The organism is Pseudomarimonas arenosa, assembly GCF_014841215.1.
GTDB classification, from domain to species: Bacteria; Pseudomonadota; Gammaproteobacteria; order Xanthomonadales; family Xanthomonadaceae; genus Pseudomarimonas; species Pseudomarimonas arenosa.
The window spans coordinates 1-14,456 of record NZ_JACYTR010000028.1; the positions used below are offsets into that span (position 1 = coordinate 1).

The 14,456-nt window shown below is 61.7% G+C and carries 13 protein-coding genes; 4 read left to right on the forward strand and 9 right to left on the reverse strand.

What is annotated here, in order from left to right:
- The first annotated feature begins 231 nt into the window (after positions 1–231).
- The gene (locus IFO71_RS13070) at positions 232–1,098 is read left to right on the forward strand and encodes a M15 family metallopeptidase (RefSeq protein WP_192030090.1); all 867 of its coding nucleotides are present in this window, start codon (positions 232–234) and stop codon (positions 1,096–1,098) included.
- A gap of 324 nt (positions 1,099–1,422) precedes the next feature.
- Here the strand turns inward: IFO71_RS13070 and IFO71_RS13075 are convergent, their stop codons facing one another.
- Both IFO71_RS13075 and hisS read right to left on the reverse strand, forming a co-directional pair.
- Complete coding sequence (locus tag IFO71_RS13075) at positions 1,423–3,309, reverse strand: HAL/PAL/TAL family ammonia-lyase (protein WP_192030091.1); 1,887 nt, start codon at positions 3,307–3,309, stop codon at positions 1,423–1,425.
- Positions 3,306–4,718, reverse strand: coding sequence for a histidine--tRNA ligase (gene hisS / locus IFO71_RS13080; RefSeq protein WP_192030092.1), 1,413 nt, complete (start codon positions 4,716–4,718; stop codon positions 3,306–3,308). The genes IFO71_RS13075 and hisS overlap by 4 nt, the downstream gene beginning before the upstream one ends.
- A 236-nt stretch (positions 4,719–4,954) precedes the next feature.
- Here hisS and infA point away from each other — a divergent pair, with 236 nt between their 5' ends.
- Positions 4,955–5,173 carry a translation initiation factor IF-1 gene (gene infA, locus IFO71_RS13085; protein WP_192030093.1) on the forward strand — a complete coding sequence of 73 codons (219 nt, stop codon included), beginning with the start codon at positions 4,955–4,957 and terminating at the stop codon, positions 5,171–5,173.
- A gap of 334 nt (positions 5,174–5,507) precedes the next feature.
- On the opposite strand, the gene IFO71_RS21880 is transcribed toward infA, so the two are convergent.
- The 3 genes from IFO71_RS21880 to IFO71_RS13100 form a co-directional block, all read right to left on the reverse strand.
- Positions 5,508–5,753: a hypothetical protein gene (locus IFO71_RS21880; RefSeq protein WP_225444624.1), complete on the reverse strand. Its 246-nt coding sequence runs from the start codon at positions 5,751–5,753 to the stop codon at positions 5,508–5,510.
- A 222-nt stretch (positions 5,754–5,975) separates the two neighbouring features.
- The gene (locus IFO71_RS22500) at positions 5,976–6,677 is read right to left on the reverse strand and encodes an OmpA family protein (protein ID WP_192030094.1); all 702 of its coding nucleotides are present in this window, start codon (positions 6,675–6,677) and stop codon (positions 5,976–5,978) included.
- Positions 6,678–7,275: 598 nt separating this feature from the next.
- Positions 7,276–7,728, reverse strand: a complete 453-nt coding sequence (locus tag IFO71_RS13100; protein WP_192030095.1) for a fasciclin domain-containing protein — start codon at positions 7,726–7,728, stop codon at positions 7,276–7,278.
- A 483-nt stretch (positions 7,729–8,211) separates the two neighbouring features.
- Here IFO71_RS13100 and IFO71_RS13105 point away from each other — a divergent pair, with 483 nt between their 5' ends.
- Positions 8,212–8,727, forward strand: coding sequence for a hemerythrin domain-containing protein (locus tag IFO71_RS13105; RefSeq protein ID WP_192030096.1), 516 nt, complete (start codon positions 8,212–8,214; stop codon positions 8,725–8,727).
- Positions 8,728–8,746: 19 nt separating this feature from the next.
- Positions 8,747–9,550, forward strand: coding sequence for a DUF3050 domain-containing protein (locus IFO71_RS13110; RefSeq protein WP_192030097.1), 804 nt, complete (start codon positions 8,747–8,749; stop codon positions 9,548–9,550).
- Between the two features lie 121 nt (positions 9,551–9,671).
- Here the strand turns inward: IFO71_RS13110 and IFO71_RS13115 are convergent, their stop codons facing one another.
- The 4 genes from IFO71_RS13115 to clpS all read right to left on the reverse strand — a co-directional run bounded on the left by IFO71_RS13115 (position 9,672) and on the right by clpS (position 14,453).
- Entirely contained in the window at positions 9,672–10,289 is a 618-nt protein-coding gene (locus tag IFO71_RS13115; RefSeq protein WP_192030098.1) for an acyl-homoserine-lactone synthase, read from the reverse strand.
- 246 nt (positions 10,290–10,535) lie between these two features.
- The gene (locus IFO71_RS13120; protein WP_225444625.1) at positions 10,536–11,267 is read right to left on the reverse strand and encodes a helix-turn-helix transcriptional regulator; all 732 of its coding nucleotides are present in this window, start codon (positions 11,265–11,267) and stop codon (positions 10,536–10,538) included.
- Positions 11,268–11,784: 517 nt separating this feature from the next.
- Positions 11,785–14,061 carry an ATP-dependent Clp protease ATP-binding subunit ClpA gene (gene clpA, locus IFO71_RS13125; RefSeq protein ID WP_192030100.1) on the reverse strand — a complete coding sequence of 759 codons (2,277 nt, stop codon included), beginning with the start codon at positions 14,059–14,061 and terminating at the stop codon, positions 11,785–11,787.
- A 59-nt stretch (positions 14,062–14,120) separates the two neighbouring features.
- Complete coding sequence (gene clpS / locus IFO71_RS13130) at positions 14,121–14,453, reverse strand: ATP-dependent Clp protease adapter ClpS (protein WP_192030101.1); 333 nt, start codon at positions 14,451–14,453, stop codon at positions 14,121–14,123.
- Between the last annotated feature and the right edge of the window lie 3 nt (positions 14,454–14,456).

The window sequence follows — 14,456 nt, forward strand, 5'->3', positions numbered from 1 at the left end:
GCTACGAAGTAGCCGTTGCTGCGTAGCAGCCGAACAACGCGGCAATCGGCGCAAAGGACCTCAGGGCGAATGCCCTGCGTAGCCGCGCAGCGGCCGAATGAGGGCCGTGCCAGCGCCGAAAGACCGCCAACACTCGGTTATCTCAACACCATCGGTCGAAACTCTCGCCCCGCTTGGAATCGCCGGATCTTTCGGCGCGACCTCATGAAATATCCGGGCTAGACTGCGATCATGTCACACGTCCCGGTTCACCTACTCAATGCCGACCACCTCGATGCGGTCCCGGCTCATGCTCTCAATGCCCGGCGCAACGATCACAACCGAGCATTGCGCCACGCGCAGTACCTGATACGACGCAAGCAGGACGGACGCTATCTTGGCCTGATCGGCCGCTGGAACGGCATGTTGCAGTTTCGCGCCTGGCAGGATCGCAGCTGCAGCGTCGAACAACTCGATCCACTGCTGGCCATGCTTGGCCTGCGTCGGCGCGATGCCCTGCACGGTCGACGGCCAATACGACTGGCGCAACTGCCGAACTGGCAGCTGGCCTTGCCCGGCGTCGGCAACGTACTGCTCGACTGGCTGGACCGGCTCAACGCCATGGGTATCGATGCCCTGGCCTACAGCGAATCCACCGGCCTGCCCTGGCAATTCGAACCGCCGATCCTGCGCTATGCCGGTCGCGACCGCTTCCAACGGCCGCTCTGGCTGATCGACTCCGCGGCCAAGTCCTGGGCGCGCATGCGCCGTGCTGCCGCCGCCGACGACGTCACTTTGGACGCCATCTCCGGCTTTCGTGGTTATGCCTACCAGTACGGCATTTTTCAGCGCAAACTGGCCCGCGGGCTCAGTATCGAGCAGATCCTGAAGGTCAATGCCGCGCCCGGTTTCAGCGAACACCACACCGGCCGTGCTCTGGATATCGGCTTCCCTGGCGAGCCTTCCGCCGAGGAAAGCTTCGAACACACACCGGCCTACGCCTGGCTTGACCAACACGCCAACGAGTTTGGTTTTCACCTGAGCTACCCGCGCAACAACCCGCACGGCATCAGCTTTGAGCCCTGGCATTGGTGTTGGCATGCGGCACTTCCCATGTAGGGTGCGCCTCGAGCGCAGCAACGGGCCTCAATTCATCGCCACAGGTCGTCGGGTGGGCCTGTGGCCCACCGCTGCCGCACCATCGAACCTTGCGCCGGTGGGCGGCACGCCCACCCTACGATGGCCGTCATCGGATTTAACCATTGGGTGCGCCTTGGGCGCAGCAACGGACCTCAATTCATCGCGACAGCCCGTAGACTGGGCCTGCGGCCCACCGCTGCCGCACCGTCGAACCAAGCGCCGGTGGGCGGCACGCCCACCCTACCAAAGCCAGGGCATAGGCTGCGCCGGGGAACACCAAGGCGCAGCCGATGGTTATGCGGTTCAGCCCAACAACGCGTTCGACTCGATCAACTCACCGATCGCACGGATGTCACCATCCATCGCCCGGTCACGGGTCATGAACGGAATGCGCTGACGGATCGTCTGCAAGGCCTGCTCCACCTTGGCCGAAGGCGAAAACTCACTGCCCGCGGCCAGCTGACGCAGCAGCTCCGCGCATTCGCTGCGGAAGGTGGCAAAGTCGGCGTGATCATGGCGCGGGGCGTTGACCACCTTGGCGCACAGGGCGTCGAGATCGCCGCGTCGGGCAAGACGGCGCGCCGCGTTGATCATGTCGCGGCGGTAGTCCAAGGCCTGCGCCGCGGTGTACAGCTCCAGCGCAATCACCTGCGCCAGGTCCTCGGTCATGTCCAGAACGTGACGCGCTTCGTTGGCGCCCATCGAGACGTGGTCTTCGGCATTGGCCGAGGTCGGGATGGAATATACCGAGGCCGGATGGGCGCGACTGGCCAGATCATTGACCAGGGCCGCGGCGGTGTACTGCACGATCATGAAGCCCGAGTCGGTTGCATCTTCGTTGCCGATCAGGAAAGCCGGCAGGCCATCATTGGTGGCCGGATCGACCAGCTTGTTAAGGCGGCGCTCGGACAGACTGGCCAGCACCGGGATCGCGGCTTTGACATAGCTCATCACCAGGGCCAGCGGCATGCCATGGAAGTGACCGGCCGAGATCACCTGATCCTCGATCACCTGGGCGCCTTCGGCCAGCGGGAACAGCAGCGGATTGTCGGTCACCGCATTCAGTTCCACCTCGATCACGCGTATCGCCTGCGCCACCGCATCGCGCACCGCGCCGTGCACCTGCGGAATGCAACGCAGGCTGTAGCTATCCTGCGGCTGATGCTTCTTGCCACCACGGAAAGGCAGGAAGCGCGCGTAGAAGTTCTCCCGCCCATGACGCTGCGCCGGCGGCACCCATTCCCAGCTGATATCGAAATGCTGCGCCTGATCTTCCGGTTCGGCCCAGCTGTCGGCCTGCCATGTGCGAAAGCGCGGAACCAGGTGATAAGGACAATCGATCAGGCTGGAACCATCGAGCAGGCCACGCAAGGCCGCCGCCGACTCCACCTGCCCCGGATGCGGGCGCAAGGCATGCACCTTTTCCTCGAAGGCGCGACCGCGGCCGGCAAACGCTTCCAGGGTCATCGCCGCGGCCAGATCGGCCTGGGCGATCAGCTTCTCCATCCGCCCCAGTGCCAGGGTGGCAGTGGCCAGCATCTGTGCTGTGCCATTGTTCAGTGCCAACCCTTCCTTGTACGACAGTTTGATCGGTGCCAGCCCGGCCCGCTTCAGCGCCTCGCCACCCGGCAGCCGTTCACCGGCGTACCAGGCCTCGCCTTCACCCAGCAACACGATAGCCAGGTGCGATAGCGGTGCCAGATCGCCGCTGGCACCGACCGAACCCTTTTTCGGCACCACCGGCACCACACCCTGATTCAGCATATCGGTCAGCGCTTGCAGGGTTTCGACCCGCACGCCGGAATGGCCGCGCATCAGGGTGTTAATGCGGATCAGCAGCATGGCACGCACCACGTCGGCGCTGAACGGCTCGCCCACGCACACCGCATGGGTGACGATCAGATTGTGCTGCAGTTCCTCCATCAGGCTGCGCCCCGAGCCATCCTGCTCGCCCAGGGCCTCACGCGCCCGATGCGCGCCCAGCAGCTTGTCGGCATTGCTGCCGAACCCGGTACTGACGCCGTAGATCGGCTCCTTGCGCCGCACCTGCTCGGTCAGGAAATCGGCTGCAAGTTGCACCCGCGCCAGACCCACCGGATCGAGTTCGACCCTGGATTGCCCCTCGGCCACTGCGCAGACCTGGGCACGGGTCAACGAGGAGCCGTCGAGACGGATGATTCGCGTGCTCATGCTGACACCTCGTTACCCGAACCGATGGCAGAGGATCCCATGGCACGCGACTGCTCGATCTCCACTCTTAGCGTGCTTGCCAGCTCGGCGCGGGCCACTTCGAACTGCTCCTGCTTGCGCATGTCCTTGACCGACACCACGTCGCGCGCCTCCTCGTCCTCACCGAGCATCACCACGAAGCGGATGCCCGCGCGATCGGCATGTTGCAACTGCTTGCCGAGCTTCTTCGCCTCAAGCTGCACTTCGGTATTGATCCCGGCGGCACGCAGCTGCTGCGCCAACGCCAGATACTTCGGCAAGCGCGCTTCATCGAGCTGGGCCACCATCACTTCCACACTGGATTCCGCTGTGCTGATCAGGCCCGCCTCACGCAATTGCCAATAGAGTCGGGTAGCACCGATGGAAATCCCCACGCCAGGCAGTTTCGACTTGGTGTAATGACCGGCCAGATTTTCGTAACGGCCACCCGAACACACCGAGCCGATCTGCGGGTAATCATTGAGAATGGTCTCAAACACCGTGCCGGTGTAGTAGTCGAGCCCACGTGCGATTGACAGATTAAGGCAGTAACGCTGTTCCGGCACGCCGAAATCCTTCAACAGACCCAGCACCTCACGCAGCTCGGACAGGCCCTGGTTGAACACCTCGTTGCCCTGCCCTAAGGCCTCCAGCCTGGCCAGCGCATTGTCGTAGCCGCTCGACCTGACCTGGACAAAGCCCAGCAAGCGATCCACCGCCGCGCCATCCATCGCAAAGCCTTCCCCGGTCAGCGTTTCGCCAACCGCTTCGGCGCCGCGCTTGTCCAGCTTGTCGACCTCACGCAACACCAGGGTCTGCTGCTCGGGATCGTCAAGGCCGAGACCTTCGAGGAAACCACGCATCAGCTTGCGATTGTTGAGGTGCACAGTGAACTCGCCGACTTCCAGTTCACTGAACACGGCATTGATTACTGCCGGCAGCTCGGCGTCGTAGCGGATCGACAAGGCATCCTTGCCGATGATGTCGACATCGCACTGATAGAACTCGCGGAACCGGCCACGCTGAGCACGCTCGCCGCGATACACGCGCTGGATCTGATAGCGACGGAACGGAAACGCCAGTTTGTGCTCGTGCTCGGCCACGTAGCGCGCCAGCGGCACGGTGAGATCGAAACGCAACGCCAGTTCGGGGGTGGCACCGGGCTCGGCCGCCTGCAGCGCGCCGGTCGACTGCAGGAAATATACCTGCCGCTCGGTTTCGCCACCGGTCTTGGTCAGCAACACCTCGGACAACTCCATCACCGGGGTTTCCACCGGCAGGAAGCCAAAGCGTTCGTAACTACGGCGAATGGTATCCAACATGCCCTGGAATGCGATCTGATCCAAGGGCAGCAATTCCAGGGTGCCGGGGGCGGTGCGCGGCTTGATCAAGTCTGCTTACTCCGAGCGATTTCAAGCCCACCATTCTAGCGGGCAATTGCAATACCGGCTCAGCTTCCAGACTGCGGCAAGCACCGGCGGCTCAACGGCTGACTTGGAGCCATTTGCCACCAAGGGCAGCGCCAGACTGTTCAGACCCGGCAATTCATGGCAGAATTGCGGGCTTGTCGCGGCCGTTGAGCCGCCCTTGCTGCTGCGCAATACCCCACGGGAACGGTTCCTAACGCATGTCCAAAGACGATTCCATCGAAATGGAAGGCACGGTCACGGAGGCCCTGCCCAACACCATGTTCCGAGTCAAGCTGGAAAACGGCCACGTGGTGATCGCCCACATTTCCGGCCGCATGCGCAAGAACTACATCCGCATTCTCACCGGCGACAAGGTGAAGGTCGAAATGACCCCCTACGACTTGACCAAGGGTCGAATCACCTACCGCATGAAGTAGGCGCCGGCCAGTCGGCCTTGAGTTCTCCCTGCAGACAGAAACCGCGTCCGCCAACGGCTTGAGCGGACGCCTGCCCGTTCCTGGTCGAAATGCCTGCCAGGGGGCCGCCGCGCTATAGGTCCCCGACTGACGTCGGCTGGCGCTCACAACGACTCCCGGCCAACTCCCCGCGGTTCAGTCAGCGCAATGAGAATATCGGCGTACCAAGCACAGTTAAGCCCCAAGGCTTCATCCTTGCCCAGGTCGCGCGTGCCGAGATCCAAGCGCGCCGAGTGAACGCCAAGCAACATCCAGGGCAGGTCACCTCGTACTCGCTCCGACTCATGCATGCGCATCACGACTGGCCCCCGCTGGTGCCTCGGTGGGTACGCGCCTCGGTCAGGAAATACCCCGCCCCCTGGAAACGCAATCCGAACGAGGAGGCGATCACCGCCTGACGCACCACTGGCATGTGATGCAGAAGGTCATGAAAGCCCAATGGAAAACCGACCACCAGCAACGCGCTACCCACTTCAATCACGGCGGCGTTGGGCGGCAGATGAGCAGGAGTAAAGGCGCGGTAAACGACGGAGCTGGGCAACGTAGGTGTTGGATTCCGGGCAAACCAATCGGCAGGCGAGTGTGGCGCGGCTCTGCCGTGACCGGCTTGCCGTGAGCTTGTCGAACGATTCCGCCAGACGCCACCCGGATGAGTGAGCATGTCGCCATACTGATCCGATCCAGCTCAATCGCCAGCGAATGTCGCTCGATCAATCGTGTCAAGCACCATCATGCCGCGCCCCCTCGATCTGAGCCATCCGCTTCATTGAGAAGGCAGATGTGTGCTGAGATTCATCACGAATATTTCCACTCGACGATTCTGTTCCCGACCGTAGTCCGACCGATTATCGCCGACAGGGGCGTGGCTACCCAGAGCCTCGACGTGAACGCGTGAGCCCTGAACACCTCGTTTCATCAGAAATGACTTGACAGCCTCAGCGCGCTGTTCGGACAACAGATGGTTGCGTTGCGGGTCACCAATGCTGTCTGCATGCCCAACCACTTTGATCTCGAGCTCGGGATGCCGACTCAGGTAGCGTGCAACCTCCGAAAGTGCGCCTGTGTCGCTCGACAAGTCGATTTCTCCACGCGCGAATGGAATCTCGGCCAACGCCATACCCCACGTAGTGTAGTCGGAGAGTTCAGACGCTTTGCTCTGGCTATGCCGCCGAGTTGCGCGACCGGGGTGCGCATTCGACGCATCGGCAAGGTCGGCCGCCGGCGCGTCCGACGCAACAAGCTCTTGATCGTCTCGCCTCGCGATCCTGGCATCAAACGCTTCCCGTCGAGCCGATTCTGAGGCATCCGCGGCGATCCATGCGCGGTAGGCCGAAGTTGGCGCCTGCCCTGGATCACCATTCGTCTGATGCGTGTGGGACGGAACGACCGAACACGAGGACAACAAGCCAGCACAAGACATCATGCTCAAAGCGACGGCCACAAAGAGCGGGCGATCAGCTCTCACCGCGAAGTGTCCGTTCGACCGGAGTTTCCTCTGGCATCACACGTGGCTTGATTTGGATCGACTTGAACCGAGATTCAGCATCAGGCGCCAATGGACCGCCTTGCGATGTTGGGGCCAAATGTTGGCCCGATCCATGCTTTCCATCGCCTGTCGACGGAGGTGACTGAGCGCGCGGCATCGTATCTAACACGACGCTGAGTCGGGGTGTTCGTTGGTGGGTCTTCATTGGCAGCTCCGGGAGAGTGTTGCGTGACGAGATAGACATTGCAAACCTCAGCATTGTCAAAGCAGCTTGCGCCTACTCAGGCGAGCCGTCGGTGCGTGGGCACACGCAGCACCACCCAACGAAACGCATTGTTGCGCGTCTATCATGAGAAAAAGCCGACCGGAGAAATGACTCTGCCGGTCGGCGTGCATCGGCTTGCCTCGCGCGCAGCAACGTAGTCGCTGTGAAGCGCCCGCGCGTACGGGCATGCTCGTCGTGAGCCTGTCGAACGGTACCGGATGCGCGGGACTGGAGGTTGATCAGGATGTTCAAACTTCAGGTTACCGAATCAATCACTCATCCGGCCGCGCGCATAAAGCTCGCTCAACCCGACTACTGCTTACGAACCGTCGGCATGTTGACCTTATCGATCTTGTGGATCAGTCCATTGCTTGAGGCAATGTCGATGGAGGTCACGTTAGCGCCGTCGATGCTGAAACTGGCGCCTACTGACTTGACCGGTGCGGACTCGCCTTGCACCGTTGCAGCCGAAGTCGACTTGCCCATGTCGGCAGCTGTGCGCCGCCCCTTGACCACGTGATAGTTCAGAATCGAGGCAAGTTCGGTCTTGTTTTCCGGCTTGAGCAAACGATCAAGTCCGCCGTCAGGCAGCTTGTCGAACGCAGCATCAGTGGGCGCAAACACGGTAAACGGGCCTGGCCCGCGCAGGATGTCGCCTAGGCCCGCCAACTCCACCGCTTTCGCAAACGTGTTGAGTTCACCGTGACTGGAGGCGGTCTCCAGCAAATTCTTGCCACTGGGCTTCGGAATGGATTGGATGCTCATGAATGTATCCTTGCTGCGGGGCTCGAGATCGATGAGCCAGATGCGGCAGCGGCCGCAGACGCCGTCAGCAAGTGCCGACGGATCGAGGCTCAGGGCGTCGAGGAAGGGAATGGAAGGCGCGGCTGAGTGGCCGTTACGACCTTGCGTCGTAGTGCGAAGCCAGCATGCGCCTTGCTAGCTGAACCTAACGAATTGCTGGAAAACCTCCATCCAGGAGGTAGTCAGCGAAAACGGCCGCGGCATTGCCGCGGGTCTCTGGCCCTGCGCCAGCGCCATCGAAGCAGCGCGAAAGCCGAGAGCGTCGACCGCAGAAAGGTGCTTCGCCAGCCTGAGCTGAGCGCGCGCTGCGTCGGAGACTGCTCTCATCCCATCGCTTCACTGCCCCTGCGACCCTGTCAGATCTTCCAGCTTGTTGCGCTGGCCATCCTGTCGAAGAGTGGGAGCCACGGTGCATCCGCACCGCGTTGGTCCGAGGAGCAGACCATGTTGGAGCTTCTGCGCAAGATCATCGGGCAACCGCCCGCGCCGCCAGTGGAAAGGCCCGTCGTGCGCCTTTCTACTACCCCCAGTCGCACGCCCAGCTTCGACTCGCGTCTGATCGATGTGTTGAAGCAGGACCATGCCGACCTGGTCGATCTGTTCCAGCAGATTGGACTGTGCGCCGAGCAGCGTCGCTATGCCGAAGTAGCGCCGATGCTACTGGCCTTCAAGACACGCCTCGAAAGCCATCTGATCGCCGAGAACGTGCGCTTTTACAACTACGTTGAGCGCAGCCTGGACGGCGATGAGGAGAACTACGCCTTGATGCGCAGCTTTCGCCGCGAGATGAACGGCATTGCCCGCGGCGTGGTCGACTTCGTCAAAGCCTACCAGCAGCATCCGCTGGACGATGACAGCCGCCAGGCCTTTCTGCGCGACTACCGGCAAATAGGCGGCTTGCTCACCCAGCGCATCGAGCGTGAAGAAAGCAGCCTGTATCCGCTGTATCAACCAATTTGATAGCGCAGCGAGGCATCCGATGTCTGCCAGTCAGTTCAATGTTGTTAACGCCGAGATCCATCAACTGCAGCATCAGCTGGAGCGCCATGCGGTGTTCAGCGCCTTGCGCGATCTCGACAGTCTGCGCGGCTTCATGCAGATCCACGTCTTTGCGGTGTGGGACTTCATGACCTTGACCAAGCGTCTACAGCGCGACTTTACCTGCACCGAGTTGCCCTGGATGCCGCCGGCCGACAGCGAAGCTGCGCGCATGATCAACGAGATCGTGCTGGGCGAGGAAAGCGATGTCGGACCGAACGGTCGCGCCGCCAGCCACCTCGACATCTATCTCACAGGCATGCGCGAAGCCGGCGCCTGCACGCACCATTTCGATCACTTTCTGGACTGCGTACGGGCCGGCTCCAGCCCACAACGTGCGTTGCGCGAGGCGGCCGTTCCAGCCTTCATCGGCGACTTCGTCTGCAGCACGCTTGACACCGCCTTCCACGGCAGCACGGTGGAGGTACTGGCCAGCTTCCTGTACGGCCGGGAAAACGTCATACCACGCATGTTCCAAGCACTGCTGGAGCAGTGGCAGATTCCCGAGTCCACGGTGCCCAGCTTCAGCTACTACCTGCGCCGCCATATTGAACTTGATGCCGACACCCACGGCCCGCTGGCCGAGCGCATCATGGACAGCCTGGTGGCCCATTCAACACGGCGTTTGGCCGAAGCCCGTAGCGCGGCGCGTGCCGCCATTCTGGCCCGAATCCAGCTTTGGGATGGTACCTGGGCCAGACTCGATCGACGGCAGCAGACCAGGGTAGAACCCGCCTATGCCTGAGACGATGCCGATGCGAGCAAGGCGGAGGGGAGCCGCCTTGTGCTGTGCCCCGGACGCTCTCACTGCCGAGTACAGCAGGTCGAGGGGGCGTCCGGGGCCCGCAGTCTGGCCGCGACCAGGTCTACGCGGCCCGGCGCGGCAGCCAAGCCGAGGGCTCGGCTGCCACAGCATCCAGCGCCTGCCGATCGATCGGCAGATGAAACGCCAGGCTAAGGACATCGCCGATGCGCCGGGGCCGACCGAGCACATCGAAACGCAATCCAAGCCCGCGCAGCAAGCGGGCAAAGCCCGCGCTGGTAACACCGATCAAGGCCTCCACGCCCTCAGCGGCGGCGTAGCCAAACAGACTGCGCAGCATCTCGATTGGCACTTGGCCAAATCCAAAGCCGGGCGAGTTGCCTGTTGTGCTATCGACGGCAAAACGACTCACTTCCCACAGCCGCTCGCCCGCCGGTATCGGCGCACCGTCCAACAAGGACGGGAACACGTCACGCAGCATGTTCGGCCCTTGGCTCGGCAGCAGTCGGCAACAGCCGTGGACGCTGCGTCGGGACAGGTCGTGGGCCACCACCCACAACGGACGCAATTCATCGAAGTGATCGCGCTCACGGCCCGCCCTGACCTGAACCTCCCAGCCCAGACGCTGACGAAACACGCGACAACGCAGTTGGTAGACCCCATCAAGCAGACCAGCACGAAGCAGTGGGGAATCTGCGCGTGCGACGGTGACCTCGATCATGGTGAGCCCTCATCGTTGGGGAACACCAGATAAGCGGGTGATTGAGGTCGACGCAGCTGTCAGGGTTTACAGGGTCGACGGGTTGGCAGTTTCGTTGCCTCGGCATTGCGGATTCAGGCAAACCAGCGCACCGTAACAGGCTGCTCAGACCTCCATCCTGGACGTTTTCAGCGCAACCGTTCCACAGATGCTGGAATGGGTCTCAGCAGCCTGCTAAGCGGCCCGCCCGTTGTCCAGGGTTCGCCTCTATAGAGGGCCTATCAATCCCATTGAGATCGCTTTCGCCACTGCCGCTTGCCGATTGCAAACGCCCAGCTTGCGCGAAGCATTCTGCAGGTGAAACACCACTGTCCTTTCGCTCAGCGCCAGCAAACGACCAATCTCCCAACTGGTTTTGCCGATACCTGCCCAGCTCAAGCACTCTCGCTCGCGTCGCGACAGCGAAATCGGATGCAGCGCACGTTTGGGTTGGATCAGGATGCGAGCCGACTCGTGCAGGTAGTGCGCCAGCAAATAGAGATCAGCGGCGATCCATTCGAACTGATCAGACCCACGTTGGCCCACGGTGAAGGAGACTACCCCCCAGCCGATTCCCGGCCCGTGTAGCGGCACGCTCATCCCATCGGCCAGACCAAACTCACCGGCCTCGTCAAACAATCGTCCGGCATGCGCCGTGCCGCTCTTGCTCGATACCAGCAGACGCGCTTCACGCCAGGTGATCGGCGTCGCATGCAGACGACAGTGCGCCACGGTGGGATCGCAGCTGAGATAGTCGCGCGCAAGATAGTGCTGCACCCAGGCCTCCGGATAGTCGCCCAGAACCTGTCGTTGCGTGCCATGCTGTGCATCGAGCCGGTCGGCAGCATACACCCAGTGCTCAACACCCAGGTCCGCCAGCAGCCGACTGGCGACCTGACCCAGCTCGGCAGCGTTGCGACAGCCCAGCAGCGCCTGCAACGAAGCAAGATCGACCCCCATCTGCGCGAGCTCCACCAGACCCGCATTCAGTCTGAATCCGCGACGGACAGGCAAAGTGTGACCGAATCCGCGATTTGACGAGCGCTGCGTTTCGTTCGACAGGAACGGAGGTCAAACAATATGTGCAATGCAATAAGCGCTGCTGGTGGCGGATCGATTTCAGGCTGAAGTCGTGACCAGGTCGCGGCGAGCGCTGGCGAGCCTGTCGAAGCCAGCCAAACGAAGCCGGGTGCTCGGATTTCGTTCGAAGCTGCCTTGGCCAACGCGACTGACTCCACATCCGCCGGCTTCGAATTGCCCTTGTTTCGCCCTGTCGATGCTCGCTTCGACGAGCTCAGCGAGCGGTGTGTGGGGAGTGGACCAACAGGTTATTCAGCGTGGCGATCTCTCGAAGAGCAAAGCGTTGCCACTCAGCCACGGCGCCGCTAACGCTGGCTGAACCTGTCGAAGCAAGCTAAACGAAACCAAGCGTTCGAGGGCCTTGGCCGAAGCGGCTGCCCTACCTGGCAGCCATGTCTCAATCCACCGTGGCCGGTAACAATCGATCGGCATCGGCGAAACAGTCCAGCTTGAGCTGCTCGTTCTCGACGCCGACATTGACCCGACCACCCGAGGCGAGCAGACCGAACAGCAGTTCGTCGGCCAGCGGGCGCTTGATCTTGTCCTGGATGACGCGCGCCATCGGTCGGGCGCCCATTTGCGGATCGAAGCCATGCTCGGCCAGCCACCGCCGTGCATCGGGCGACACGTTGAGCACCACATGCTTCTCGTGCAGTTGGGTTTCCAGCTCAATGATGAACTTGTCAACCACGCGCAGAATATGGTCGAAGTCCAGCGAACGGAACTGAATCACCGCGTCCAGTCGATTGCGGAACTCAGGTGTGAAGCTGCGACGAATCACTTCCATCGCGTCGGTGCTGTGATCCTGATGGGTAAAACCAATCGAACGTCGCGCCGCCTGCACGGCACCGGCATTGGTGGTCATCACCAGCACCACGTTGCGGAAGTTGGCCTCGCGCCCATTGGTATCGGTGAGCGCGCCACGATCCATCACCTGCAGCAGGATGTTGAACACATCCGGATGGGCCTTTTCGATTTCATCGAGCAACAGCACGCAGTGCGGTGTCTTGACCACCTTTTCGGTGAGCAGGCCGCCCTGATCGAAGCCCACATAACCTGGAGGTGCACCGATCAGACGACTGACCGAATGCGGCTCCATATATTCCGACATATCGAAGCGGACCAGCTCGATACCCAGCTGCATGGCCAGCTGGCGGGTAACCTCAGTCTTGCCGACGCCGGTCGGACCGGCGAACAGGAAGCTTCCGATCGGCTTGTTCGGATCGCCCAGACCCGAGCGCGCCATCTTGATTGCCGAGGCCAGCGAATCGATCGCTTCGTCCTGGCCGAACACCACCATTTTCAGGTTGCGATCCAGGCTCCGCAGCACATCACGGTCGGAGGCCGACACCTGCTTCGGCGGGATACGCGCCATGCGCGCCACGATGTATTCGATTTCCGACACATCAACGATGGCCTTGCGCTTGTCTTCAGGCAGCAGGCGCTGACGCGCGCCGGCCTCGTCGATCACGTCGATGGCCTTGTCCGGCAGCAATCGGTCACCGATGTGCTTGACCGATAGATCCACCGCCGCCTGCAGGGCTTCGGGGTGATACTGCACCTGATGATGCTCTTCGAACTTGACTTTAAGGCCGTTGAGAATTTCAACCGCCTCGGCAATCGACGGTTCGACCACATCGATCTTCTGAAAGCGGCGGGCCAGGGCGCGGTCTTTCTCGAATACGCCACGGTACTCCTGGAAGGTGGTCGAACCGATACAGCGCAGCTCGCCCGAGGCCAACACCGGCTTGATCAGATTGGACGCGTCCATGGTGCCGCCGGAGGCCGAGCCTGCCCCAATGATGGTGTGGATCTCGTCGATGAACAGAATGGCGCCCGGCAACTTCTTCAGCTGCGCGATCACGGCTTTCAACCGCTTCTCGAAGTCGCCACGGTACTTGGTGCCAGCGACCAGGGCACCGAGATCGAGGGCGAAGATGGTGGCATCCTTGAGCACCTCGGGAACATCCTCGTCAACGATGCGCTTGGCCAGGCCTTCTGCAAGGGCCGTCTTGCCTACACCGGCCTCGCCCACGAACAAGGGATTGTTCTTACGCCGACGGCACAACACCTGGATGGTGCGTTCGACTTCCTCTTCTCGCCCGATCAAGGGGTCAATCTTGCCATCGGCGGCCTGCTGATTGAGGTTGGTGGCGAACTCAGCCAGCGGGTTGGTCTTGTTCTCATCACCCTCGCCTTCACGCTGCGCCTCGGCGTTCGGCGGCACCGAGGGTTCGGCGCTGAGCTTGGCCACACCATGGGAGATGTAATTGACCACATCCAGTCGGCTGATTTCCTGCTGGTTGAGAAAGTAGACGGCATGCGAATCCTTCTCGCCGAACACCGCCACCAGCACATTGGCGCCGGTGACTTCCTTCTTGCCTGAGCTTTGCACGTGGTAGACCGCGCGCTGAAGCACGCGCTGGAAGCCCAAGGTGGGTTGGGTATCGCGACTGTCATCGGCCGGCAGCACCGGCACGGTTTCAGCGATGATGCCGCGCAGGTCGCTGCTGAGACGACCGAGGTCGGCGTTGCAGGCGCGCAGCACCGCCAGCGCGCTCGGATTGTCGAGCAGCGCCAACAACAGGTGCTCCACGGTCATGAACTCATGACGCGCTTCGCGGGCCTGCTTGTAGCACTGGCCGATGCTGTATTCGAGATCTTTGCTGAACATGGTGTCTGCCTTCTCCTCTGGCGAGTGTACCGCCTGTCCTTGATCTCAGATGGGGGCGATTAGGCCGGTTCCATAGTGCACATCAAGGGGTGTTCGTGGCGTCGCGAAAACTCATTCACCTGCGCCACCTTCGTTTCTGCGACTTCTCGCGTGAAGACGCCGCAAACGCCGCGTCCTCGGGTATGTACGTGCAGCATGACCTGGGTCGCCTTTTCGCGGTTCATGGTGAAGAAGATTTGCAGAACCTCTACCACGAAATCCATGGGCGTGTAGTCATCATTCAGCAAAAGTACGCGAAACAGGGGCGGTCGCTGTACTTCCGGCTTAGCCGTCTCAACCGCCAAACCGTGATCGTGTTCATGTTCGTGCTGGGGGGAATTCGGGTCACTCATGGC

What these genes read in the sequence shown, in the direction of transcription:
- IFO71_RS13070 (WP_192030090.1), top strand. Translation starts at nt 232, where the DNA reads ATGTCACACGTCCCGGTTCACCTACTCAATGCCGACCACCTCGATGCG.
- IFO71_RS13075 (WP_192030091.1), bottom strand. Translation starts at nt 3,309, where the DNA reads ATGAGCACGCGAATCATCCGTCTCGACGGCTCCTCGTTGACCCGTGCC.
- infA (WP_192030093.1), top strand. Translation starts at nt 4,955, where the DNA reads ATGTCCAAAGACGATTCCATCGAAATGGAAGGCACGGTCACGGAGGCC.
- IFO71_RS13100 (WP_192030095.1), bottom strand. Translation starts at nt 7,728, where the DNA reads ATGAGCATCCAATCCATTCCGAAGCCCAGTGGCAAGAATTTGCTGGAG.
- IFO71_RS13105 (WP_192030096.1), top strand. Translation starts at nt 8,212, where the DNA reads ATGTTGGAGCTTCTGCGCAAGATCATCGGGCAACCGCCCGCGCCGCCA.
- IFO71_RS13110 (WP_192030097.1), top strand. Translation starts at nt 8,747, where the DNA reads ATGTCTGCCAGTCAGTTCAATGTTGTTAACGCCGAGATCCATCAACTG.
- IFO71_RS13115 (WP_192030098.1), bottom strand. Translation starts at nt 10,289, where the DNA reads ATGATCGAGGTCACCGTCGCACGCGCAGATTCCCCACTGCTTCGTGCT.
- IFO71_RS13120 (WP_225444625.1), bottom strand. Translation starts at nt 11,267, where the DNA reads ATGGGGGTCGATCTTGCTTCGTTGCAGGCGCTGCTGGGCTGTCGCAAC.
- clpA (WP_192030100.1), bottom strand. Translation starts at nt 14,061, where the DNA reads ATGTTCAGCAAAGATCTCGAATACAGCATCGGCCAGTGCTACAAGCAG.
- clpS (WP_192030101.1), bottom strand. Translation starts at nt 14,453, where the DNA reads ATGAGTGACCCGAATTCCCCCCAGCACGAACATGAACACGATCACGGT.